We start from the raw sequence: 22,985 nt of genomic DNA, 5'->3' as shown, positions 1-22,985 counted from the left end.
GGAGCCGGGAACGCGGGAGCCGGGGCCGCGCGGACCCGAGCCAGCGCCGGCCTCCCCGCGCGCCCCGCCCGCTCCGTTGCCGGAGGGGCCGCCGCCGGCGACCGCACCGCTCACGACCGGAACGGGCCCGGCCGCCACCCGTGACGGCTGCACGTAGTTGAGACCGTAGAAGTCGAGCGGCTGGTGGATCGTGCGCAGGTCCTCCGGCTCCGTCTCGAGCAGCAGCCGCAGCTCGGTCTCGTAGGGTTCCGGCGGCGCCGGGTAGCTCCCGAGGAGGACGGCGTCGGCGAAAACGCGGTTGTGCAGCAGGTCGAAGAGCGCGGCGGCGACTTCGTCTGCCTCTCTGCCGCTCGCCGGCTGCACGGGCGAGTACGCGTTGGCGATTCCGATGCCGCCGCGCACGTCGGCGGCGCGCAGGCCCTGGACGGCGAGGCCGTGGCCGAGGAGCTGATGGTGCGCGGCCGGCAGTGCGGCGAAGAGGCGGGCCTCGCCGGGGGCATCCGTGCCGAGGGCGTAGCCGGCGAGCGTCACGGTCGCGGGCTCGTCGAGAGTGACCCAGGCGTCGACCCTGTCGCCGAACACGGCCCCGAGCTCGTAGGCGTAGTCGGCGAAGCGCGAGGCGGTGTCGCGGTTCAGCCAGCCGCCGCGCAGGGCAAGCGGCAGGTCGCGCTGGTGCAGCGTCGCCATCGGGCGGATGCCGGCCGCGAGCAGCCCGTCGACGAGCCGGTCGTAGAACGCGAGTCCGGTGCGCGCGAGCGCCCCGCGTCCGTCCGGCTGCACCCGGGACCACGCGAACGAGAACCGGTAGGCGTCGACGCCGAGCTCGCCCAGGAGGGTGAGGTCCCCGGGCAGCTTGTTGTAGTGGTCCGCAGAAACGGATGCGTTCGACCCGTCCACGATGCGGCCGGCGGTCGCCGTGAACGGGTCCCAGGCCGACTCGGCGCGCCCGCCGTCGCGGGCGGCGCCCTCGATCTGGAACGCCGAACTCGCGACCCCGATCGTGAAGCCGTCGGGGAGCCGGTCGCCGAGTTCGCTGGCGCGGTGCGGCCAGGCCCGGCCGGCGACCGTGTTGGTGTTGATCGGCTTGCTGCTCATCTCGGAGGACTCTCTGTACTGTGTCGGTCGGGTGCTGTGCGGTCCGTCGGGTGCTGGGCGGTCGACCGGTTCGTGGAGCGGCCGTGGGCCGCGGTCACCAGCCTGTCACGCGCGGCGCGAGAATTCGCACCCCGAGGTCGCCCGGCCGGCCGGTTACCGCCCGAGGACCCGTTCGAGGTACCGGTTCGTGAAACGGCGCTCGGGGTCGAGCCTGTCGCGTACGGCGACGAAATCGTCGAAGTGCGGATAGGTCTCGCGAAGGGATTCGGCGTCCCTCGTGTGCATCTTCCCCCAGTGCGGGCGCCCGTCATGGGAGCGCATGATGGCCTCGACGGCGGTGAAGTACTCGGCCGGTTTCTCCCGGTAGAAACGATGCACGGCGATGTACCCGGTCTCACGGCCGTGGGCCGTGGACAGCCACACGTCATCCGCGGCTGCGGACCGCACCTCGATCGGGAACGAGATCCGCCAGCCGGAGCGCTGGATGAGTTCGCGGACCTCGCGCACGGCAGCCGGAATCGCGGCGATCGGGAGCGCGTATTCCATCTCGTGAAAACGCACGGCGCGCCGGCTCACGAAAATGCGCGTCGAGGCATCCGTGTATTCCCGCCGGGCCATGAAACGCTCGGCCACCCGGTTGATCGTCGGCACGGACTGCGGGAGCACGGCTCCGATCGTGCAGAGTGCCCCGAAGACGCCGTTGGCGAGCAGTTCGTCGTCGATCCAGCGGGAGACCGGCGCGAGCGGCGCGCGCCCGGCGGCCGGGTCCAGCCGGGTGTTCGTCTTGGTGAGGGCCTTCTCGGTGTGCGGGAACCAGTAGAACTCGAAGTGGTCGGCGGCGCGGCTGCGCTCGTCGAAGGTGTCGAGCACCTCGCCGAGCGGCTCGGCCTGTTCGACGGCGTGCAGGAGGAAGTCCGGGACGCACTGGATCGTCACGTCGACGAGGATCCCGAGCGCGCCGAGACCGAGGCGGGCGGCGGGGAAGATCTCCGCGTTCTCGGTCTCGCTCACGTGCAGGAGTTCGCCGTCGCCGGTGACGAGGGTGAGGCCGACGATCTGGGTGACGAGTCCGCCGAAGGCCGACCCGGTTCCGTGGGTTCCCGTCGAGGTCGCACCGGAAATCGTCTGCCGGTCGACGTCCCCCATGTTGGCGAGCGCCAGCCCGTATGGCGCGAGCAAGCCGCGGATCCGGTGCAGTCGGGTGCCGGCGGCGAGGGTGACACGGCCGGTGGCCGTGTCCACGCCGACGATGCCGGAGAGGTCGGCCAGGTCGAGGAGCACGCCGGGGGCGACGGCGATGCCGGAGAAACTGTGCCCCGATCCGACGGCCTTGATCGGCATCCCGGATTTCGCCGCGGCGATCACCGCACGCTGCACGGCCGCGACGCTCGTGGGCCGCTCAACCCTGGCCGGACGTACGGACTCGCTGCGCGCCCAGTTCTGCCAGAGAGCACCGGTGTTCGTCACAGGAACGCCTTTCCCTCGCCGCGGTAGCTGGGCAGCATGTCGACGACCCGCCCGTCGTCCACCACTGCGAATTCTGTCACGTGTTCGCTGAGCTCCCCGGACTTGGTGTGCCGCAGCCAGACCCGGTCGCCGACGTCCAGGGCCGCGGCTCCGGGGCCAGCGAGCGGGGTCTGCACCTCGCCGGCCGCTTCCCGCGTCACGACGGCGAGCCCGGGCGGCCAGGCGAGGGCAGGCATCCGGTCGGCACCCGGCGGTCCGGATGCGACCCAGCCGCCGCCGAGGAGCGTTGCGGTCGCCGCGCTCGGCTTCCGCACGACGGAGAGGGCGAATGCCGCGGCGGGAGCGGGCGTGAATGCCGAATAGTTGTCGAAGAGGTGGCCGCCGAAGAAGCCGCTGCCCGCGGCGATATCGGTGACCGAGGCATCCGCGTGGGTGCTCTCGAGGGAACCGGTGCCGCCACCGTTGACGAATTCCAGGGGCGCGACCTCGCGCACGGCCGCGACGGCGGCGGCGCGGCGCACGCCGAGCTCGGCGATCGAGTGGCGACGCACCCATCGGTTCACGATCCCGGTGGTGAGCGCACGGGGGCCGCGACCGGCCGGCCGGTCACCGAGGCCGGCGACCTGCGATTCGTATGCCATCAGGCCGACGAGAGCGAAGCCGGGGCGCGCGACGATGGCCGCCGCGAAGTCCCTGGCCTCCGCGGCGGTATGCACCGGTGAGCGCAGCACGCCGAGGTGCCCGAGCACCGGGTTCTTCCAGCCGGCGTCGAGCTCGATGCACAGTCGGATGGTCTCGCGCCGGTGCGGGGGGATCACCGTGTCGATGAGGTCGAGCTGGGCGAGCGAGTCGACCATCAGGGCGACCCGGGAAGCGAGCAGTGCCGAGCGGCCGAGGACCTCGATCGCCCCCCGGTCCACGCTCGGATAGCCGACGACGATGTCGTCGAGGGATTCCGCGAGCCAGAGCGCCTCGGCGAGGGTGTACGCGAGCACGCCCTGGTAGCCGGGCACGGCGAGGATGGCCTCGAGCACGCCACGGACGCGGATCGACTTCGAAGCAACGCGGATCGGGGTTCCGCCCGCGCGTCGCAGCATGTCGTGGGTGTTGTGGCGGAGCGCTCCGAGGTGCAGCGCCGCGACGGGCGTGTCGAGATGGCGAGTGGCCTCGGTCAGGGCCGGCCAGTAGCTCTCCGGTCGGAGCCAGGGCGCTCCGGTGGCGGGAACGCGCAGGTCAGGAAGCGTCATGGCGAGATCGGGCCTGTCTCACGGAGGGCGGCGAATCCGCCTCGTGTCCGTCAGTATGCCCTACGCCCGCGTCCCGCGCCGGATAACAATCCCGTGCGGGATCGTGCCTGTTGCGCGTTGCACGTTGACAATCGGGGAGATGACCCCTGAAATGGAGGCAGGGGGGACCTATGCATCGCTCACGTTTCGCTTGCCCCGGCCCGCCGCAGGCCCGTCATGGTCGACGGCCGCGGCGGATGCCCATCGCGCTTCGTCACGCCCGGTCACCGATCCGGCTGGTCGCGCCGGTATTCCTCGTCACCGCGGCGCTTCTGCTCCTGAGCCTCGGCGGTTTCCTGCCGGGCACGGATGCCGCCCGCGCCGCGACCTCCCCCGCCCCGCCCCCGAGCGGGCCGGCCGCAACCCCGCTTTCGCCATCCCCCACGATCGACAGTCCTCCGGCCCATACCTTCGTCGGCCGCTCGACCACGACGGTCTCCGGCACTCGCGCGGCCAATCAGGAGATCCAGCTCCTCAACCCCGGTGAGGGCGACCCGCTCTGCATCATCGAAGCCACCCCGTCGACGGACTGGTCCTGCCCCGCAAACCTCCCGAGCGGGCAGGACGTCCGGCTGAAGGTCGTCGTGACAGGCGATTCGAGCCTCACCGCCGAGGAGACCATCGACGTCCTCGGTGAACCCGTCGTGACGGGCGGGCCGCTCGGCAACCCGGCGTCGAACGGAACCGTCCGGGGGTCCGCGTACCCGGGGGCATCCGTCGTCGCCACGGTGTCGACCGGCGAGCGCTGCCCGGCGACGGCAGACACGGGAGGGGCGTGGGCGTGCACCTTCCCGAACCTGCCGAGCAGCGGCATCCACACCGTGACGGCAGCGCAGCAGACCGGGTTCAGCGCGCCCTCCTCGTCGAACGACAGTGCAGCGCTCAGTATCCGTTTCGACTTCGACCGGCCCGCCGCTCCCGTCGTCTCGTCACCGACCGCCGGCGCGCGGGTGGCCCAGACGGGGTCGACGTACACGGGGACGGGTGAGGACGGCGCCACCGTCACCGTGTTCGCCGGCCCGTACTCGCTGTGCACCGTCGCCGTCGCCGCGGGAGCCTGGGCCTGCACCGCGACAGGCACGGTCGCCGCGGGCAACCACCTCGTGATCGCCGCCCAACAGGATGCCGCAGGCAACCAGAGCCAGGGAAGCCCCGGCCTCGGCGTCGACTTCGGTCCCGCACCGGACGCATCACCGTCGGCCACCCCTCCGTCGTCGTCGCCCTCTGCCGAGGCAGGGAGCAGCTCCCCGACAGCCACGGCTCCGGCGTCGGCGCCCGGCACACCGTCCGAGAGCGCCACCGCCACCCCGGCACCCTCGGCGACCCCGACAGCGGTCGCACCGGCACCACCGGGCGGCGGTTCGTCATCCGGACATGATCCCGCCCTCCCCGGCGGCTGGAACGACCCCACCCAGTTCACGAGCGCGGTACTGCCGCCGGGCGCGAACGCCGACTTCTCCTGGCTCGAGGCCGTACTCTTCGCCATCGGCGCCCTCGTGCTCCTCGTCATTCCCGCCCGTTTGCTGAGCGGCACGATCGTGCGGGCACGGGACGGCCGCCCGCTCTGGAACACGGCCGCCCTCTCCGGCCGCAACCAGGCGAGGGAGGAATTCGACAAGGCCCCCACCGTGATCGTGAACCGCTGGCTCATCGCGGCCGCCTCGGTCGCCGCTGCAGCGACGCTCATCATGCTCTCCGGCACCGTGTCGAGTCAGCCGGCCTTCCTGCGACTGCTGCTCGCGGTCATGCTCGCCCTCATCGTCGTCAACACGGTCGGAGCCCTCGTGCCGCAGTGGTGGAGCTCGCGGGTGTGGGGCGTGCCGGCATCCGTCACATTCCTGCCGCGGTACCTGCTGCTCGTCGCGGTGACCGCGCTCGGCTCGCGCGCGTTCGAGATCCATCCGGCACTGCTCTTCGGGCTGCTCGGCAGCGTCGCCGTCTCGAGCGGCCACAGCGCGATCCATCGCGGCCAGCTTGCGGCGCTGCGTGCCGGAAGCCTGCTCGCGCTCGCGCTCCTCGGCTGGCTCGTGCTCGGGATACTGCCGACCGGCGCGGATTTCGGGGACCTGCTCGCCGCCGAGGTCGCCAACAGCGTCGTGCTGACCGCGATCGGATCGGCGCTTCTCGTGCTCATCCCGATCGGCAGCACGAGCGGGCGCAGCATCGTCGCCTGGTCGCCGCTCGCCTGGATCGGGTTGACCCTCGCCGCCTTCACGATCATGTTCGCCGTGCTGAACCCCGTCGTCGGACTGTGGCACGGCGAGGGCAGCGTGACCCTGATGTGGGTCGCCTCCGGTCTCTTCGCGGCCCTCAGCGTCAGCGCCTGGGCATGGCAGCGCTTCGTGGTCCCTGAGCCCACCCGGTAGGCGACGACGTGTCCTCCGGCTTGGTATCGTCAGACTGTGCGCCTCGGAGTCATTGACGTCGGTTCGAATACCGTCCACCTGCTCGTCGTCGATGCCCATGCCGGCGCCCAGCCGGTCCCGATGGCTTCCGACAAGGCCGTCCTCCGGTTGATGCGGTATCTCACCCCGGAAGGGGCGATCACCGGGGAGGGCTGCGCTGCCGTGCTGTCCGCGGTGCAGCACGCGGCCGACGTCGCGAGCCGGCACGAGGTCGACGACCTGCTCCCCTTCGCGACCTCCGCCCTCCGCGACGCCACGAACGGCCCGGAACTGCTCGCGACGATCGAGAGGGAGACCGGCGTCGCCCTGCAGGTCCTCTCCGGCGAGGACGAGGCCCGCCTCACCTTCCTCGCGGTGCGACGGTGGTACGGCTGGTCGGCTCGGGACATCCTGCTGTTCGACATCGGCGGCGGGTCGCTCGAGATCGCCGCCGGCGCGAATGAGACACCGGCGGTGGCCCTCTCGGTCCCGCTCGGCGCCGGGCGCACGACCGTGGGATTCCTGCACCACGATCCCCCGCTCGCCGAGGAGGTTGCGGCCCTGCGCGCACACGCGGCCGACGTGCTCGCCGAGGCCGTCGCATCCTTCGCCGGACAGCCTGCCCCGCACCACGTCGTCGGCTCGTCCAAGACGATCAGGTCCCTGGCGAAGCTCGCAGGGTATACCTCGGACGGTTTCGGTTCGGGTGAGCGGATGCTGCTCAGCCGCGCCCAGCTTGCGGACTGGGTACCCCGGCTGGCCCGCATTCCTGCGGACGCCCGCCCCGCCCTGCCCGGTATCACCGCCAACCGCACATTCCAGATCGTGGCGGGCGGGATCGTGCTCCAGGCAGCGATGGCCGCCCTGAAGGTGGACGAACTCGAGGTCTCGCCCTGGGCCCTCCGCGAGGGCATCATCCTCCGCTACCTCGACCGGCTCGGCTGACCCCGGCTGGGCTAGGCACCCGCTGCGGCCGACGGATCGGGAGCGAATCGTTGCTGGCCGAGCACCGCGAGTAGTTGCAGCTTGTCGTAGCCGGGGGTGCCGGGCGCGGCCGTCAGCACCAGGAGAGTCTGAGCCTGGTTCTCGGTGAACAGCGCCTGGCAGTCGAGCTCGATCTCGCCGAGCTCGGGATGCACGATGGTCTTGTGGTCGTCGAAGCGTGCGGCGACTTCGTGCTGGTCCCACAGGGCCGCGAACTCCGGGCTGAGGTGCAGCAGCCGCGCCACGATCTGTTCGGCCCGGTGGTCGGGGTCGCCGGCCGTCAACGCCAGCCGGAGACCTGCGGCCTGGATCCGGCCCTGGTGGGCATGGGCGGCCTCCGGGTAGTACCGGCGCTCGTCGGGATCGGTGAACCACCGGTAGAAGGCGCTCCTGGCCAGGCCGGAATGGCGGGTCTGGTCCCCGAGAAGTGCGGTGGCGAGCCGGTTCTGCACCAGGGTGTCTGCGAGGTCGGACAGCACGAGGGCGGGAGTGTCGTCGAGCCTGTCGAGCACGCGCAGGAGGGCCGGGCTGATGTGGTCGGTCCGCCGGATCCGCGGGGGCGCCGTGTGACCGGCCAGCCGGAAGAGGTGGTCGCGTTCGTCGAGGCTCAGGCGGAGTCCTCGGGCGATGGCGGCCAGCATCTGGTCGGATGGCTGGGGGCCACGCTGCTGTTCCAGCCGGGCGTAATAGTCAACGGACATGCCGGCGAGATTCGCGATTTCCTCCCGCCGCAGGCCGGTGGCCCGCCGCCGCGGTCCCTTCATGAGACCGACATCTTCCGGCTGCAGCAGCTCGCGGCGCTTGCGCAGGAAATCGGCCAGCCCCGGTCTGTCCATTCCTCGTACGTCCATCTCCCCATCATCACCGCTTAACGCGACCGGTGACAGGGATCGCCGGTCCGTGGACAAGGGCTCCTCTCCCGCCGGCGGACAGGAGGCGGCAGAGTCGTAACACCGCGCATCCGTCACCGGCGGCGCACGCCGCGCGACAACTGACACCCGGCACCGTCGACACCGTCGACGAGCGCATGAGAGAAAGCGACACCATGAAGACCACAGGCAACACCATTCTGATCACCGGCGGCACGTCCGGCATCGGGCACGGCCTCGCGCTGCGCTTCCACCAGGCCGGGAACACGGTGATCGTCGCCGGGCGCCGACAGGAACTCCTCGACGCGATCGTCGCCGAGAACGACGGCATCGAGTCTCTCGTTCTCGATGTCACGGACCCGGACTCGATAGCGAGTGCATTCCGCACCGTGACCGCCGAGCACCCCGAGCTCAATGTGTTGGTCAACATGGCCGGCATCATGCTCCCCGAGAACCTGCTCGATTCCGGGTTTCTGGCGACCGCAGAAGCGACGGTCACGACGAACCTGCTCGGGCCGCTGCGGATGCTGAGCGCGTTCACGCCGTTCCTGATCGGACAGCCCGACGCGGTCATCATGAACGTGTCCTCGGGACTGGCGTTCGTTCCGCTGCCGATGACGCCGACGTACAACGCGACCAAGGCCGCCATCCACTCCTTGACCGAAAGCCTGCGCGTGCAGCTGTCCGGCACCTCGGTGCAGGTGCTCGAGCTGATTCCCCCCGCCGTCCGCACGACGCTCCTGAACCAGGAGAACAGCGAGCAGGCCATGCCGCTGGACGACTTCCTGTCGGAGGTTATGGGCATACTCGAGGCCGAACCCGACGTCGAGCAGGTCACGGTGGAGAACGTGAAGTTCCTGCGGTTCGCTGAGGCCGACGGCGCGTACGACCGGGTGCTCCGGCTGCTCGGCGGTCACTGAGCCGGGCGGGGTCGCCGACCGCTCAGACCCCGCATGTGGTTGACTCGCCCCATGACTGAAACGGGGCGTGAGCGGGTGGCGGCGGATGCCCGCGCCCGCGGACTCGACATCGACATCGTCCCCCGGCCCGCGGCCGACAGCCTCGAAAGCGCCGCACGGCTCCTCGGGATCGACCCGTCCGGCATCGTCAAGTCGCTCGTCGTCAAGCGGCATGACGGCGACTATCTCTTTGCGCTCGTGCCCGGCGACCGGCAGATCAGCTGGGCGAAGCTGCGCGCACTCGTCGGCGTGAACAAGCTCTCGCTCCCGCACGAGGACGTCGCCCTGGCGGCGACCGGCTACTCCCGCGGCACCATCACCCCGCTCGGCAGCACGACCCCCTGGCCCGTCTTCGCCGACGAACGCCTGCGCGGCAACCGGGTCGCGATGGGCGCGGGCGAGCATGGTTACTCCGCATTCGTCGACGCCGACGCCCTGATCGACGCTTACGGCGCAACCGTGGCCGACATCACCGACCCGTTCAAGCCGCGGGCGTAACCACGGCGCGTAACCGCCGCGCCGGCGACGGCCGGCTGCCGGCTGCCGGCTACAGCTCGGTGCGTTCGATGAGGTCGATCACGGAGATGTTCAGGTAGCGACAGATCCGCTCGAGTTCCTCGACGTAGAACGATTTCTCCCCGGTGAACCGTCGACGCAGAATGGCCATCGAGATTCCGGTCGCCGCCGACAGCTCCTTCAGGGTCCGGCCCTGGTACCCCATCTCGCCGCGGATCTCCTCGGCGATCCTGGCGCTTCGGCGCGGCGCATGCTCGAGCATCGGTTCCTCCCGCATCGCACGGTGGCTGGGTGACACAGCGGCTGTCGCGGACATTCAACCGCCATCTGTCGCGCTCCGAAAGAGCCTCCGACCGGAAGTGGAAGAATCGGGTCATGCACATAGCCGATCTGACTCCGGCGGACCTCGGTAGCGCATCCGCGCTCTGGGACCAGGCCGGACTCACCCGACCCTGGAACCCGCCCGAGCTCGACCTGCTGCGCGCGCTGACCGGGGAGACATCGACCGTGCTCGGGCTGTTCGACGGGAAGACCCTCGTCGGAACCGTGATGGTCGGCCACGACGGCCACCGAGGCTGGGTGTACTACCTCGCCGTCGACGACACCCACCGCGGTACCGGACTCGGACGGCGACTGATGGTCGCCGCGGAGGATTGGCTCCGGGAACGTGGCGTCGTGAAGCTGCAGCTGATGGTCCGCTCGGCCAATGCGGCAGTACTGTCCTTCTATGATCGCCTCGGCTACGAGGATGCCGATGTCCAGGTTCGCGCGAAATGGCTCCGCTGAAGCGATAGCCTGTCATCGATACCCCTATGGGTATGCCGGAATCAGCAACGAACGGAAGGCACCTGTGTCCAACGAACCGTCAGCCGCCGAGACCTCGCTGGCCGGGCAACCCGCCCACGGACCGCTGCAGCGCAAGGTCGTCGGCGTACTCGTCGCGGGGCAGATTCTCGGCGGAATAGGCATGGGGGCGACACTCTCCCTCGGTGCCCTTCTGGCGGCTCAGCTCTCCGGGTCGAGCTCCTGGTCGGGCATGGCCGCCACGATGAGCACTCTCGGCGCGGCCCTCGTCGCCGTGCCCCTCGCCCGGCTCGCCCAGGCCAGGGGGCGGCGACTTTCCCTTGCGACCGGTTCGCTCGTTGCCGGCGCCGGCGCCGTGCTTGCGATCACCGCGGTCTCCGTCAACGTCTTCGCTCTCCTGCTCCTGGCATTGATGATGCTCGGCGCCGGATCGGCCGCCAACCTGCAGGCCCGATTCGCCGCCACAGACCTGGCGAGCCAGGCCTTCCGGGCCCGCGATCTGTCGATTGTGGTCTGGTCCACGACGATCGGCGCCGTTCTCGGACCGAACCTGTTCGGCCCCGGCGAGGTCGTGGGCGCCTTCCTCGGCCTGCCCCCGATGACGGGTGCCTTCGCGTTCTCCCTGCTCGCCACGGTGGGCGCGGCGATCGTGTACACGGTCGGGCTCCGGCCCGACCCACTGCTGACGGCGCTCAGGTCCCGGGGGACGGATTCCGCCGCGCCGCGCCCACGCGGCGGGCTGGACATCCTGCGCTCCACCCCTTCCGCGCGCTATGCCGTCGCGGTGATCGCCCTGAGCCACGCCACGATGGTCGCCCTGATGTCCATGGCTCCGGTGCACCTGCGCGAGCACGGCGCCACCCTCACCGTCGTGGGGCTCACGATCAGCCTCCACGTCGCCGGCATGTACGCCTTCTCCCCCGTGTTCGGCTGGCTGGCCGACCGGGTAGGACGGATGCCCGTCATCCTCGCCGGCCAGGCCCTGCTGTTGTCGTCGCTCACGCTCTTCTGGCTCGCGGGAGACTCGAGCACCGCCATGACCGCCGGCCTGATCCTGCTCGGCCTCGGCTGGTCGGCATCCGTCGTCGCGGGCTCAGCCCTCATCGGCGAGGCGGTCGGGCTGAATGACCGGGCGGCCCTGCAGGGCTTCTCCGACCTGTCGATGAACGCGGCCGGCGCCCTCGGCGGCGCCCTGGCCGGTCTGGTGCTCGGCGCCGTCGGTTATTCCGGCCTCGGCCTGGCCACCATGAGCCTGGTGGGCGTCGTCGTGACCTGGTCGATCAACCGGGCCGCCGGCGCCCGCCGCACCGCTGCTGCCTGAGCATGCCGTGTCTACCGGCTGCTCCGCTCCGCTCGCAGTGAGGGATAGCCGCCCGCCCAGCTGCCGAGCAGATGCGCCGACTGACGGTCATCAAGAGTCAGGAACACGCTCGCTCCGAACATGATGTCGCCGACCGCCTCCGGGTCATCTTCGGCGAGCGAACCGGCGAGGGCCCGGCAGGCCGATTGTTCACGCGCGAAGCCGGCTTCGACGTGCACATCGAAGTACCGGGCCACACTGTCGTCGAAACCGAGGCGCTGGAATCCATCGGAGTACAAGCGGCTGGGAATCGCCGACGTCATCTCGAACGCGGCCAGGTGCCCGACGAGCGCGCCACGCAGGCGCCGGTTGAGCCCGAACATCGAAATCGCGTTGACGGAAGCGAGCGTGACAGCCGGCACCGCGTCGACGGATGCGACGTAGTCCCCCTCGAGCCCCGCCGCCCTCAGGGCATCCGCGAAAAGGACCGAATGCATCCGCTCGACCCGGCCGCCGCCGTATTCACCGGCAAGGATTTCGATGAGTGCCGACTTGGACCGGCCGGCCAGGCGCGGGATTCCCCAGGCGTACGGATCCGCCTCTCTGAGCGCGTAGACCGAGCGGTGGACGAGGAACTCGACGGCCTGCTGCCCGGTGGCCGCGCGCGCCACGTAGAGTGCCAGGCCTGGGTTGTGCTCGTGCCCGGTCAGGGTGAAGAGTGCACGGGCGACGTCGTCGCGGGTCGCCGCGGGAATCGGAGGCTGCGGCGCCGAGGCCCGCAATGCGGCTTCGAAACCGCGCTCGAGGACGACACGTGCGGCCAGGAGGGCGGGATGCCATTCCCACTCGTCGTCGCCCGGCACGACACCGTCGTAGTGCAGGCGGTACAGCAGGAACAGAGTCAGCTGCAGGTCCTCGTCGACCAGGATGTCCGGGACTCGGCCGAGGGCTCGTGCGGCCAGCGCCTCGAACCCGGCCAGGCCGGACCCTCCCGTTTCGGTGGGCTCGGAGAGCGCGGCGAGGAGCCGCTCGCTGACCGGGCCGCGGGCCGACAGGGTCGCACGGGCAAGGGTGGAGGGGAGCATGAAGCCTCGTTCCAGTACTGCGATCGAGTCGCGCCGGCAGGCCGGCGGGACGATTCAAACGCCCTCCACCGTAGAGAGGGGGCAGGCGTGGACCGTTCGCCGGATCGGAATTGGGAACAGTCACTTATAGGACGTATCCCGAAGGCGAATCGTCACGATCATCCGAATGTTGCTTCCTCACCGACGCGTCATGCTCTGCGATACAGTCAGGGAATGCTGAGTCGTGTTCCGTTCTGCCTCGATACCCGAGCATGAAGCCAGAAATGGGTGCGCCGTCGCGCGGCCTGGATCCCCGGCGCAGAGGAGTCCTGCAGCGCCGGATCCGCTGGATCGTCGCTATCACGATCAGCTACAACGTGGTCGAGGCCATCATCGCCCTCGCCGCCGGAACCGTCGCCACCTCGGCCGCGCTGATCGGGTTCGGCCTCGATTCCATCGTGGAGGTCCTGTCCGCCGCCGCGATCGCGTGGCAGTTCTCCGCACCCGATCCGGAGAAGCGCGAACGGGTCGCCCTGCGGGTCATCGCTTTCTCGTTCTTCGGGCTCGCCGCCTACGTGAGTGTCGACGCCACCCTGTCCCTCTTCGGAGTCCGGGAGGCCGTGCACAGCCCGGTCGGCATCGGGCTCGCCGTGGCCAGCCTGCTCGTGATGCCGTTCCTGAGCTGGTGGGAACGTCGCACCGGGACCGAACTCGGCTCGGTTTCAGCCGTGGCCGATTCCAAGCAGACCCTGATCTGCGCCTACCTCTCGGCCGCTCTTCTGATCGGGCTGTTACTGAATACCCTGCTCGGCTGGGCGTGGGCGGACTCGCTCGCGGCGCTGTTCATCGCCGGCTTCGCGGTCCGGGAAGGAATCGAAGCGTGGAAGGGCGACACCTGCGCCGTTCCCGTGGCCGCACTGACCGGCGAACGCACGGTCGATCCCTGCGACTGAGCTCTCTCCGACAGCCGAAGGGACCGGGTCCCCGAGGGGTCCCGGTCCGGGCACTGCGTTCAGTCGAGGTCTTCGACGCCGAGGGCGAGTGCCTGCTCGCGGCGCTTGCTCATCGACGGCGCTGCGAGCGCTGCGATGATCGCGACGACGGCCACGGCGGCACAGACCCAGAAGCCGATCGTGAAGGCGTCGTCCAGGGGCAGGCCCTGCGAGGTGCTGTGCGACGTGATCAACGCGGCGATCACGGCTGTGCCGATGCTGCTGCCGATGGTTCGCGCAATCGTGTTGACGCTGCTCGCCTCTCCGGTCTGGTGGATCGGCACGCTCTCGATGATCGCGTTGGACATCGCTGCGAAGGCCAGGCCGATGCCGGCACCGGTGAGCAGGCCCGACACGACGACCTGCCAGAGTTCGGCGTGGTTGAATGCGGGAATCACGAATGCGGCGGTCACGAAGAGGGCGCCGAAGACCATCGGCGGCTTCGGGCCGATCTTGCGCACGAGGATGCCGGCGACGGGACCGAAGACCACCATCATGAGCACGGTGGGGAGCAGGAACAGGCCGGCAGAGGACACCGACTCGCCGAAGCCGTAGCCCGTCACGGTCGGCAGCTGGAGCAGCGTCGGCACGAGGACGAAGGTGCCGAACATGGCGAAACCGAAGACGAGTCCCACCACGTTCGCCGTCCACACGCCGCGGATCTTGAACAGGCGCATGTCGATCAGGGGTTCCTTCACCCGCAGCTCGACGAACACGAACACGACGAGGGCGAGGGCGCCGAGGGCCAGGAGGCCGATCGTGCTGCCGGAGTCCCAGCCCCAGGACTGTCCCTTGCTGATCGCCAGGAGAAGCGAAACGAGGCCGACCGTCAGGATGACAGCACCGAGCACGTCGAGGTGGCCGGGTCGCTTGACCGGTGACTCCGGCATCCCGAAGATGACACCGAGCAGGGCGATGACGACGAGGATTCCCGGCAGCCAGAACAGCCACGGCCAGGACAGGTTCTCCACAATGGGTCCCGCGGCGACGATGCCGACCCCGGCACCGACGCCGAAGATCGCCGACAGCAACCCGATGGTCACCCCGACCTTCTCGTGCGGAAGTTCATCGCGCACGATGCCGATCGAAAGCGGCATCACCGCACCGGCCGCACCCTGCAGCACGCGGGCCACGATCAGGACACCCAGGTTGGGGGCGAGCGCCGCCAATACGGTGCCCGCGAGGAGCAGGGCGAGCACGACGATCATGATCCGGCGCTTGCCGACCATATCGCCGAGACGTCCCAGGATGGGCGTCAACACGGATGCCGACAGCAGATACGCCGTCAGGATCCAGCTGACATCGGCGGTCGAGGCGCCGAGGTCTTTCCCGATCGTCGCGAGTGCCGGGGCGACGAGCGACTGCAGGACCGAGAAGGCCAGGCCACCGAGGGACAGGTAGAGGACGATGAGCGTGCTGTTTCGGCTATGGGCGGGCGTCGGAATCGAGCCCGTGGCCGGCCGTTCGGTTGTTTGGGACATATCTCTCCGGATGCTATGTAAACAGTTGGCGACTTAGGCCAGCATAGCCATGATCGCCCGTAAGTCAAAGCATGTTTACATCGGTTCTGCCGGCCTGTACCGTGGAGGGGAACGAAAGGATGCCATGACACCGGGTATGCCGACCATCGATGCCGCCCCCTCCGAGTCCGACGCCCCGGGCGGCGTCCGGCAGCGCGACGCCGCCAATACGCGGCAGTGCCTGCTGCAGGCGGCACGGCGTCGATTCGCGCACGACGGCTACGCGGCGACGACGGTCCGGGACATCGCCACGGACGCCGGCGTGAACGTGGCACTGATCAACCGGTATTTCACATCCAAGGAAGGCCTCTTCGAGGCGTGCCTGACCCGTGCCGTTGAAGAGCTCGACCGCCCGATCCCGGAGAGCGACACCGTTGAGCTGATGCTGCAGACCATGCTCAGGCACCTCGCGGAGCTGCCGAGCGGTGAGCATCCGCTCGGGCTCCTCCTGCTCTTGCGTTCCTCCGGGGATGAATCGGCGGAACGGATCCGCCGTAATACGTTCCGTCATTTCGCCGAACGGTTGGCCGCGGCCGCCGGCTGGCGGCCGGATGACGCCGAAACCGAGCATCTCATGCTGCGCGCCCAGATCGCCCTGTCCGTCGGCTTCGGCATCGTGCTGTTGCGAACCACCTCGGGATTGGAGGCCCTGTCATCGGCCTCCGCAGGAGACCTGGCCGGTCCACTCGGCGACGTTTTCGCCGCACTCCTGGAGCCTGCACCCGACGCCCGCCCCTGACTTCCGCCGGGTGGGGTCAGGTTTTCCCGAGAAGGCAACAGCTGAGAACGACGGCTCGTTGCGAGGCTGTCACCGGGCTCGCATCACACTCGGTTCAATGATCAGGGCGCGTCGCGACCGGGAGCCAGACGCGCATCGTGGACGGGCCACGGTTCGCCCAGTCGAAGTAGGGAATGAGCTCGACGTCACAGGCGGCATTCTCAGCCGTGAACCCGCCGTCGTGGCCATAGGGCCAGTCCGGATTCGGCGATTGGGCTGACTGCGCGTGCACCCGCGCTCCCCGCACGGTCTCGGTCAGGCCGACGCGATCGTCGATGGACACGCCTGCGAGGTCGTGTCCCTCCCGGAGGTCGCAGGATTCCAGGCACATCACGAGTGGGCCACGCTCGATGGCGACCGTTCCGCGGACCGCGTCGATCGACGGATGCGGGTGGGTCACCCGCGGCGCCATCGGCAGGTCGAGCGTCAGTTGATCACCTGCGCGGAAGGCGCGACTGATGGTGACCGTCGATCCGGAGCAATCGACTCGTGCCCCGTTGACCGTGACGACGGCGCGGCCGATGGCCCACCGTGGGATGCGCAGGGAGACCGATGATTCCGCTTCCGGCGCCTCGCGGATGTGAACCGAGACGGTACCGTCGAACGGGTAGCCCGTTCTCACCTCGAGGGCGATCTGGCCGGTCGCAAGATTCGTCGCGACGTCATAGTCGCCGTATTGGTGCAGTTGCACCCCGGTTTCCGTTGCGGTTGCGAAGTACAGGTTGACGCTGGCCAGGGTGCGGGCGATGTTCGTCGGGCAACACGACACCTCGAACCAGGGAGCACGAAGGCTGGACTGCGCGCGCGCGTTGATTTCATCCTCCTCCGGCACGGTACCGTCCACGCGCTGGTGAAGGGTGTTGGTGTAGAAGAACGCCCGGCCATCGGCGCGCGGGGAGGCGAGGATGTTGTTGAGGAGTGTGCGCTCGATGAGGTCCGCGTACTTGGCGTCGCCGGTCTGCAGCAACAGGCGCCAGCTCAGCATCACCGATGCGATTCCAGCACAGGTTTCCGCGTAGGCGCGGTCCGGCGGCAGCTCGTAGTCTTCGCCGAATGCTTCGTCGAGATGGTGTGAGCCAACGCCGCCCGTGATGTACGTGCGCCTGGCCACGGTGTTGTCCCACTGCGCGGCCACCGCGCTCGCGAGCGCCGAATCGTCGGTCTCGACGGCCACGTCCAGGGCGCCCGAAGCCAGGTACAGCGCACGCACCGCATGACCGCGGAGAACGGTGGCGTCCCGCACCGGCATGTCATCGAGGAAATACTCTGCTCCGAACCTGTCGGGTACGAGCAGGCCGCGCCCACGACGTTCGACGAGGATGCGGGCGAGTTCGAGGTAGCGCGGCTCGCCTGTCGCTCGGGAGAATTCAACGAGGGCGACCTCGATCTCGGGATGCCCGCAGACGGCGTCACGACCGTCCGGCCCGAACTCGTCGTAGACGTGGTCGGCGAGACGCCGAGCCACCCGCACGAGCTCGTCATCGGAACCGGACCGTAGCCGCGCGACGGCAGCCTGGATGAGGTGCCCGAAGCAGTAAAGCTCGTGTCCCCATTCCAGGTTCGAATAGCGCGGCGGTTGCCCGGAGCGCCCGAAGCTCGTGTGCAGGTATCCGTCGGCCTCCTGGGCCGACTCGACACGGGCGACCAGGGCGCGGTATCTGAATTCGAGATCGGCGTCGGGCTTTCGTCCGAGTTCCCAGGCCAGAGCCTCAAGCAATTTGTACACTTCGGAGTCGACGAACTCGATCCCGGCGTGGTCGCTGCCGAGCGCGCCGTTGGCGGCGCGATCGAAGTTCCCGATCCACCCGATCCGCTCCATCCACCGCTGGCAGTGGTCGAGGATAACCTCGGAGTTCAGGGTTTGCTTCTCCTGCCAGAATCCCCCGGTGAGAGACACTTCGTCCGGTCCGAGTGCCCGCAGCGCGCTCGTCGACGGCCGCACGGGGCCTCCGCGGAGTGCCGGGGGTGCGATAAGAGAAGGCATGTGTCGTGTTCTTTCGGTCAGTTGTCGGACGCTCGGATGAACGCTTCGTGCGCGAGCAGGAGGTAGGAGCTCGCGGTCCAGGTGTATGCACGGTCGCGGAGACCGTCGCCGCTCAGCGCGTCAAAATTCTCAGCGAACCCCGACCTTTCGCAGAGGCGGCGAAAGCGCTCGCTGACGGTATCCGCGAGTGTCGCGAAGCCCGCCTTGCGCAACCCGTCTTCGACGATCACGGTGGAGGGCGCCCAGATCGGGCCCCGCCAATAGCCGTCGGATTCGTACAGCGGTGATGAGGGCAGCTCGGTCGCCGGTCCCCAATCGGTGAGATGACCTGTGATGGAATCGGCCACACGCCCGCGCACCTCCATCGGCAGGAAATCCGCCGCGACGATCGTCAACAGGTTCAGGAGGCTCGTCGTCGAACTCGTGCGCCCGCTCAGCGGGGCGCGGGCCACGAAGTGCTCGCCATCCCAGAGCTCGGCCAGCAGGGCGGTCGCCATGGAGTCACGCTGGCCGCGCCTGCTGGCTCCGTCGTCCCGGCCCAGTTCGTCGGCGAGCCGCGCGAGAGTGTCGAGTTGCAGAATCAGGAAGGCGGCCAGGTCGGGGGCCTCGATGACGCGGTCGCGGTCGAAGGTCGAGGAATTGTCCCAACCGCTGTCATTGCCGTGCTGGTAGTGCGCGAGCTCGTGCCCGGCGATGCGCCGGGAGTTGAGCCAGAAATCCGTCCAGGCCGACAACTGGTCGTATACGGCCGCCAGGACGTCCACGGGAATGGCGTCGGGCATCCGCTGGCGCAGCTTGTCGAATGCCCAACCGTGAATCGGCGGCTTCACGAAGTTGTACAGGATTTCTGAGTGCGTCACGGAGTCGGGTAGAGCGCCGGAGGAGTCCTGGTGGTCGAAAATGAGCCGAAACTGGCCGAGCGCAGCGCCGGGATCGCCGGGGGCCAGGGCCAGCGCGTTGAAACAGTGGTCCCAGCTCCAGACCTTGTCCATCCAGTGCTTGGACATCAGGATGGATTCGTGCTCGAGGAAGCCGAGCGGGCGAACCGTCGCCGACCACATCACGTAGCCGGCGAGCGCGGCGGTCGGCGTGCGCGCGTCGCTCCAGCCCGCCACACGGTCCAGGTACCCCGCGAAGTCCTGGCGGGTCGACAGGACGACCTGGTCGAATGAGAGAGCCGGGCGATAGCTCGGCCGGGCGGACTCGAACTCCTCGATCGCCACTTCCCAGCCGTCGGCTCCGGAAGCGACGACGTCACGGACATGGGCACCGAGGGCCTCGGCGCCGTGCACGTCGAGCTCGCCGCGCACGCTTGTGATCCGGTAGCGGCGACCCGTTTCGTAGGAGGTGAAGACGGCGGCGCCGTCCATCGGGTCGCGGAAGAGGTAGGAGCCCGTGAACGGAGTCAGCCCCGTCGACGCATCGCCAATCGTCAGGTCGACGCCGCGACCGCGGATGCGCAGGCAGGCCACCCCGTCGAAGGCCGCGTCGATCTTTCCTTCTGCCGCGGTCCACGACAGGAGTGCAGGCGAGGCCGTGATGGTCGTCTGCGTCCGGACGCCGTCCACCTGCGGCACGAGGATGAAGACCGCGTGCATTCCGTTCTGGTGGGAGACCAGATGCAGGTCCTGATGCACGGTGTGCAGCGCGACGACGGGCGAGATATCGAACCACGCTCCCCTCGCGCTGAAGGGGATGTCACGCACATCGAAGGCCGGCAGGTCAGGCCTCGACGAGGTCGGGTTGGGTGTGGGGACGGTGATGCTCTGGCCTGGAATGAGTCAGTCCTTTACTGCGCCGGCGGTCACGCCGGCGGCGACGTAGCGCTGGGCGACGATGAGCAGGATGGCCGCCGGTATGGACGCGACGACTGCGGTAGCCATGATCGCGTTCCATTGCGAGGTGTTGTTGCCGATGTACTTGTAGATGCCCAGGGTGATCGGCAGGAATTGCCCGCTCCGGGAGAGGGTCGACGCGAAGATGAAGTCGGACCACGCCCACAGGAAGGCGAACAGGGAGACCGTGATCGCGGAGTTCCGGCTCACGGGCAGGACGATCGACCGGAACGTGCGCCACGGTCCTGCTCCATCGACCGTGGCCGCCTGAATGAGTTCGTTGGGGATGCCGGACATGAAGGCAGTGAAGAGGAGGACACCGAACGGAACGGCGATCGTCGAATCAGCGAGGATCAGGCCACCGACGGTATTGAGGAGTCCGCTGTTCAGGTAGATGGCGTAGAACCCCATCGCCATGACGACACCGGGGATCATCTGCGCGACCAGCAGGATGAACGTGAGCGGGGCCGCACCTCGCAAGCGCAATTTGGCGAGCGCGTAGCCGGCAGGCGCGGAGATGACGAGCGTGACGACAACCGTGCCGAGGCCGATCAGCAGACTCGTGCCGAGGTATGGCAATTGCTGCGAAAGCACCGCCGTGTAGCCGTCGAGCGTCGGTGAGAATGGGAAGAGGTTGGGCGGTGAATCGCGCAGATCGCTTGTCTTCGTGAAGGAGACGTTGATCATCCAGTACACGGGAAAGAGCATGACAGCGGTGAGGAGGAGTCCGATCGCGGTCTTCCACCAGGAGCGTCGATGAGACATTATTTCTCCGTCCTGTTCTGAATGCGCAGATAGATGAACCCGAAGATCAGGGCGATCAGGATCAGGACGTTGCCCACGGCTGCAGCCGGGCTGAAGTCGGGGTTGCCCGTTCCGAAGGCCTCCCGGTACGACCAGGTGGCGAAGGTGGTCGAGGAATCCCCCGGGCCGCCGGCCGTCATGATCCAGATGATGTCGACGACTTTCAGCGTGTAGATCAGCCCGAGCAGGATCGTGATCAGCGAAACCGGACGCAGCAACGGGAAGGTGATCCGCCAGAATTTCTGCCACGCGTTCGCACCATCGAGGGAGGCAGCCTCGTAGAGGTCTTCGGGAATGTTTTGCAGACCCGAGTAGAGGACGACGAGGTTGAACGGGATCCCCAGCCAGATATTCGCGATGATCACGGAGGCAAGCACCAGATCGGGCGAGGTCAGCCAGTTCACGGGTGCGACCCCGATCACGCTGAGGGCCGAGTTGATCACCCCGTTGTCCGAGTTCATCATGGACGACCAGGTCGACGCGGACACGATCAGCGGGAGCAGCCACGGGACCAGGAACAACCCTCGCAAGACGCCGTTGAGTCGGAAGTTGTTCCGGAAGAAGACGGCGAGGATGAGGCCGATGCCGAACTGGAACGCGATTGAGACGACGGTGAACAGCGCCGTGTTGGTCAGCGCCTTGGCGAACGTTTTCGATCCGAAGACGGCGACATAGTTTTCGATGCCGACGAACGCGGCATTGCCCTGCACGAAGGCGCGCGGGGTGTAGTCGTGGAGGCTCAGTTCGATGTTCCGATAGAGCGGGAACGCGTAGAAGATGATGAGGTAGGCGATGAGAGGGGCGACGAAGGCCAGGGCAACCCACTGGCTGGTGCCGAAAGAAGTTCGCCTCGATCTTTTTTTCGGGGGGAGTGGAGCGGATGTGCCGACCGCCCCACCCGCGTCGGGGCGTGCGGCCCCGACGCGGGCAGGAAGTGTGGTCATGGTGGGATGCCCTTCGTGTTCTCGGTGGGAGGCTTCGGTCTACTTGGCGATAGCTGCTGCGGCAGCGGTCTGGGCTTCCTTCAGCGCTTCCGTGGGCGTCATCGCACCGCTCAGTGCGTTCTGGATGGCGGTATAGACCTGCTCTGAGATCTTCGGGTAGTTCGCACCGAGGTTGTCGCTGGTGCGCCCCTTGGCTGCCTTCACGGCGTCGACCCACACCGAGAGTTCCGGGTGTTCGACAAGCAGGGCGGCCTGGCCTGCCGTGGTCGCGGGGATGTAGTACGCGAACGTGTCGGCGGTCTTGACCTGGCCTGCGGTGGTGCTCATGCATTCGACGATCTTCTTGGACACGTCGTAGCGCGCCGTGTCCTTCTGGGTCGGGATAACCATGAATTCGCCGCCGGTCGGTGCGGGAGCCGCTCCCCCGGCCTCGGCCGGGATGGTGATGTAGCCGGTCTTGAAGCTGGCCTTCGCTGCGCTGTTGACCTGCCACGTGCCGTTCACCGCGAAGCCGAAGTCACCGGTGAGGAATTCCTCCCAGTTGGTGTTCTGCGAATTCGTGATGACTGAGTTCGGCGCGAGGCCCTGGCTGACCCAGTCGGTTCACAGTGTCAACGCAGAAATCGCCTGGGTCGAGTCGAGCTTGTTGAGGTTGGCTCCGGCTCCCCAGAAGAACGGCAGGAACTGGAAGGTTCCTTCTTCGCTCGCGAAGCCGGCGAAGGTGATGCCCTTGTGACCGGCGGTCTTGACCTGCTGCAGGGCTACGGTGAGGCTGGCCCAGTCCGTGACCGTCGCAGGATTGACGCCCGCCGCGTCAAGGACGTCCTTGTTGTAATAGAGCGCGAGGGTGTTGGCGCCGACGGGAATGCCGTACGTCTTGCCGTCGAGGACACCGGCCCCGAGGAGATTGGGGTCGATCGCGGATGTGTCGAGCCCGATGGACTCCATGTCGTTCAGGGCGCCAGTGTCTGCCAGGGTCGTCACGGCCGGGTTGTCGAGGAGGATGACGTCGGCTGCGGTGCCCTCCTGGGCGGCAAGAAGGGACTGGTTGGTCAGCGACTGGGAGTCGTACGCCGTACGTTTGATGGTCACGCCGGCGTCGACACCGCAGGCATCGATGCGCTTGGCCCAGTCGGAGCTGGCGTCGTGCTGGGGATACGGATCCCACACTGTGTACTCGGTGCTGCCGGCACTGCTGGAGCTGCCACCGGCAGCCGAGCATCCGGCCATGGCCAGTGCGAGGGTCGCGACCCCGGCGACTGCCATCGTGCTACGTACGAACTTCATTGTCATCACGTTTTTCCTTCATTGGAATAGGGCAGGAATATCAGAGCAGAATTGTGAAACAAATAAAACTAGTTTCAATAGGGCGAGGCTAGCACTGAGCTTCCCGGTACGTC

At 68.3% G+C, this 22,985-nt stretch carries 19 protein-coding genes and 1 pseudogene; 8 read left to right on the top strand and 12 right to left on the bottom strand.

Annotated features, from left to right (window positions below; genetic code table 11):
- The 3 genes from E3O39_RS13260 to E3O39_RS19225 all read right to left on the bottom strand — a co-directional run.
- Positions 1 to 1,095: glycoside hydrolase family 1 protein (locus E3O39_RS13260; RefSeq protein WP_134542324.1), on the bottom strand; the 1,095-nt coding region annotated here is incomplete at its 3' end.
- 153 nt (positions 1,096 to 1,248) lie between these two features.
- Positions 1,249 to 2,562 carry a D-arabinono-1,4-lactone oxidase gene (locus E3O39_RS13255; RefSeq protein ID WP_134448317.1) on the bottom strand — a complete coding sequence of 438 codons (1,314 nt, stop codon included), beginning with the start codon at positions 2,560 to 2,562 and terminating at the stop codon, positions 1,249 to 1,251.
- Positions 2,559 to 3,809, bottom strand: coding sequence for an alanine racemase (locus E3O39_RS19225; RefSeq protein ID WP_194088661.1), 1,251 nt, complete (start codon positions 3,807 to 3,809; stop codon positions 2,559 to 2,561). The genes E3O39_RS13255 and E3O39_RS19225 overlap by 4 nt, the downstream gene beginning before the upstream one ends.
- A gap of 236 nt (positions 3,810 to 4,045) precedes the next feature.
- Here E3O39_RS19225 and E3O39_RS13245 point away from each other — a divergent pair, with 236 nt between their 5' ends.
- The gene (locus E3O39_RS13245; RefSeq protein ID WP_134448315.1) at positions 4,046 to 6,214 is read left to right on the top strand and encodes an Ig-like domain-containing protein; all 2,169 of its coding nucleotides are present in this window, start codon (positions 4,046 to 4,048) and stop codon (positions 6,212 to 6,214) included.
- A gap of 36 nt (positions 6,215 to 6,250) precedes the next feature.
- Positions 6,251 to 7,177, top strand: coding sequence for a Ppx/GppA phosphatase family protein (locus E3O39_RS13240; RefSeq protein WP_134448313.1), 927 nt, complete (start codon positions 6,251 to 6,253; stop codon positions 7,175 to 7,177).
- An 11-nt stretch (positions 7,178 to 7,188) separates the two neighbouring features.
- Here E3O39_RS13240 and E3O39_RS13235 read toward each other — a convergent pair whose 3' ends face one another.
- A complete protein-coding gene (locus E3O39_RS13235) occupies positions 7,189 to 8,052 on the bottom strand; it encodes a helix-turn-helix transcriptional regulator (RefSeq protein WP_134448351.1) in 864 nt (287 codons plus the stop codon).
- A 209-nt stretch (positions 8,053 to 8,261) separates the two neighbouring features.
- Between E3O39_RS13235 and E3O39_RS13230 the strand changes: the two genes are divergently transcribed.
- Positions 8,262 to 9,005, top strand: a complete 744-nt coding sequence (locus tag E3O39_RS13230; RefSeq protein ID WP_134448311.1) for an SDR family oxidoreductase — start codon at positions 8,262 to 8,264, stop codon at positions 9,003 to 9,005.
- 51 nt (positions 9,006 to 9,056) lie between these two features.
- Complete coding sequence (locus E3O39_RS13225; RefSeq protein WP_134448309.1) at positions 9,057 to 9,542, top strand: aminoacyl-tRNA deacylase; 486 nt, start codon at positions 9,057 to 9,059, stop codon at positions 9,540 to 9,542.
- Between the two features lie 49 nt (positions 9,543 to 9,591).
- Here the strand turns inward: E3O39_RS13225 and E3O39_RS13220 are convergent, their stop codons facing one another.
- Positions 9,592 to 9,876, bottom strand: a complete 285-nt coding sequence (locus E3O39_RS13220) for a helix-turn-helix transcriptional regulator (protein ID WP_134448307.1) — start codon at positions 9,874 to 9,876, stop codon at positions 9,592 to 9,594.
- Positions 9,877 to 9,935: 59 nt separating this feature from the next.
- On the opposite strand from E3O39_RS13220, the gene E3O39_RS13215 reads away from it, so the two are divergent.
- Positions 9,936 to 10,346: a GNAT family acetyltransferase gene (locus E3O39_RS13215; protein WP_134448305.1), complete on the top strand. Its 411-nt coding sequence runs from the start codon at positions 9,936 to 9,938 to the stop codon at positions 10,344 to 10,346.
- Between the two features lie 64 nt (positions 10,347 to 10,410).
- On the top strand, positions 10,411 to 11,685 hold the full coding sequence (locus E3O39_RS13210) for an MFS transporter (RefSeq protein ID WP_241985075.1): 1,275 nt from the start codon (positions 10,411 to 10,413) through the stop codon (positions 11,683 to 11,685).
- An 11-nt stretch (positions 11,686 to 11,696) separates the two neighbouring features.
- Here E3O39_RS13210 and E3O39_RS13205 read toward each other — a convergent pair whose 3' ends face one another.
- The gene (locus E3O39_RS13205) at positions 11,697 to 12,749 is read right to left on the bottom strand and encodes an iron-containing redox enzyme family protein (RefSeq protein WP_134448301.1); all 1,053 of its coding nucleotides are present in this window, start codon (positions 12,747 to 12,749) and stop codon (positions 11,697 to 11,699) included.
- Between the two features lie 251 nt (positions 12,750 to 13,000).
- Between E3O39_RS13205 and E3O39_RS13200 the strand changes: the two genes are divergently transcribed.
- Complete coding sequence (locus E3O39_RS13200; protein WP_166787336.1) at positions 13,001 to 13,681, top strand: cation transporter; 681 nt, start codon at positions 13,001 to 13,003, stop codon at positions 13,679 to 13,681.
- Positions 13,682 to 13,740: 59 nt separating this feature from the next.
- Here the strand turns inward: E3O39_RS13200 and E3O39_RS13195 are convergent, their stop codons facing one another.
- The gene (locus E3O39_RS13195; protein ID WP_134448299.1) at positions 13,741 to 15,201 is read right to left on the bottom strand and encodes an MFS transporter; all 1,461 of its coding nucleotides are present in this window, start codon (positions 15,199 to 15,201) and stop codon (positions 13,741 to 13,743) included.
- Between the two features lie 124 nt (positions 15,202 to 15,325).
- Between E3O39_RS13195 and E3O39_RS13190 the strand changes: the two genes are divergently transcribed.
- Positions 15,326 to 15,979, top strand: a complete 654-nt coding sequence (locus E3O39_RS13190; protein ID WP_198413436.1) for a TetR/AcrR family transcriptional regulator — start codon at positions 15,326 to 15,328, stop codon at positions 15,977 to 15,979.
- A 94-nt stretch (positions 15,980 to 16,073) separates the two neighbouring features.
- On the opposite strand, the gene E3O39_RS13185 is transcribed toward E3O39_RS13190, so the two are convergent.
- The 5 genes and pseudogenes from E3O39_RS13185 to E3O39_RS13165 all read right to left on the bottom strand — a co-directional run bounded on the left by E3O39_RS13185 (position 16,074) and on the right by E3O39_RS13165 (position 22,815).
- Positions 16,074 to 18,002, bottom strand: coding sequence for a glycoside hydrolase family 127 protein (locus E3O39_RS13185; RefSeq protein WP_134448297.1), 1,929 nt, complete (start codon positions 18,000 to 18,002; stop codon positions 16,074 to 16,076).
- Between the two features lie 17 nt (positions 18,003 to 18,019).
- Positions 18,020 to 19,708 (bottom strand): amylo-alpha-1,6-glucosidase, encoded by a 1,689-nt coding sequence (locus E3O39_RS13180; RefSeq protein ID WP_241985074.1) that lies wholly within the window; start codon positions 19,706 to 19,708, stop codon positions 18,020 to 18,022.
- Positions 19,709 to 19,783: 75 nt separating this feature from the next.
- Positions 19,784 to 20,602, bottom strand: coding sequence for a carbohydrate ABC transporter permease (locus tag E3O39_RS13175; protein WP_134448293.1), 819 nt, complete (start codon positions 20,600 to 20,602; stop codon positions 19,784 to 19,786).
- Entirely contained in the window at positions 20,602 to 21,585 is a 984-nt protein-coding gene (locus tag E3O39_RS13170; RefSeq protein WP_134448291.1) for a carbohydrate ABC transporter permease, read from the bottom strand. The genes E3O39_RS13175 and E3O39_RS13170 overlap by 1 nt, the downstream gene beginning before the upstream one ends.
- A gap of 39 nt (positions 21,586 to 21,624) precedes the next feature.
- Positions 21,625 to 22,815 (bottom strand): annotated as a pseudogene (locus E3O39_RS13165) (extracellular solute-binding protein).
- Positions 22,816 to 22,985 lie beyond the last annotated feature (170 nt).

It is taken from the genome of Cryobacterium sp. MDB2-A-1, assembly GCF_004402675.1.
GTDB classification, from domain to species: domain Bacteria; phylum Actinomycetota; class Actinomycetes; order Actinomycetales; family Microbacteriaceae; genus Cryobacterium; species Cryobacterium glucosi.
Note: the sequence above shows the minus strand (reverse complement) of the source record. Positions and strands in the feature narration are given on the sequence as shown.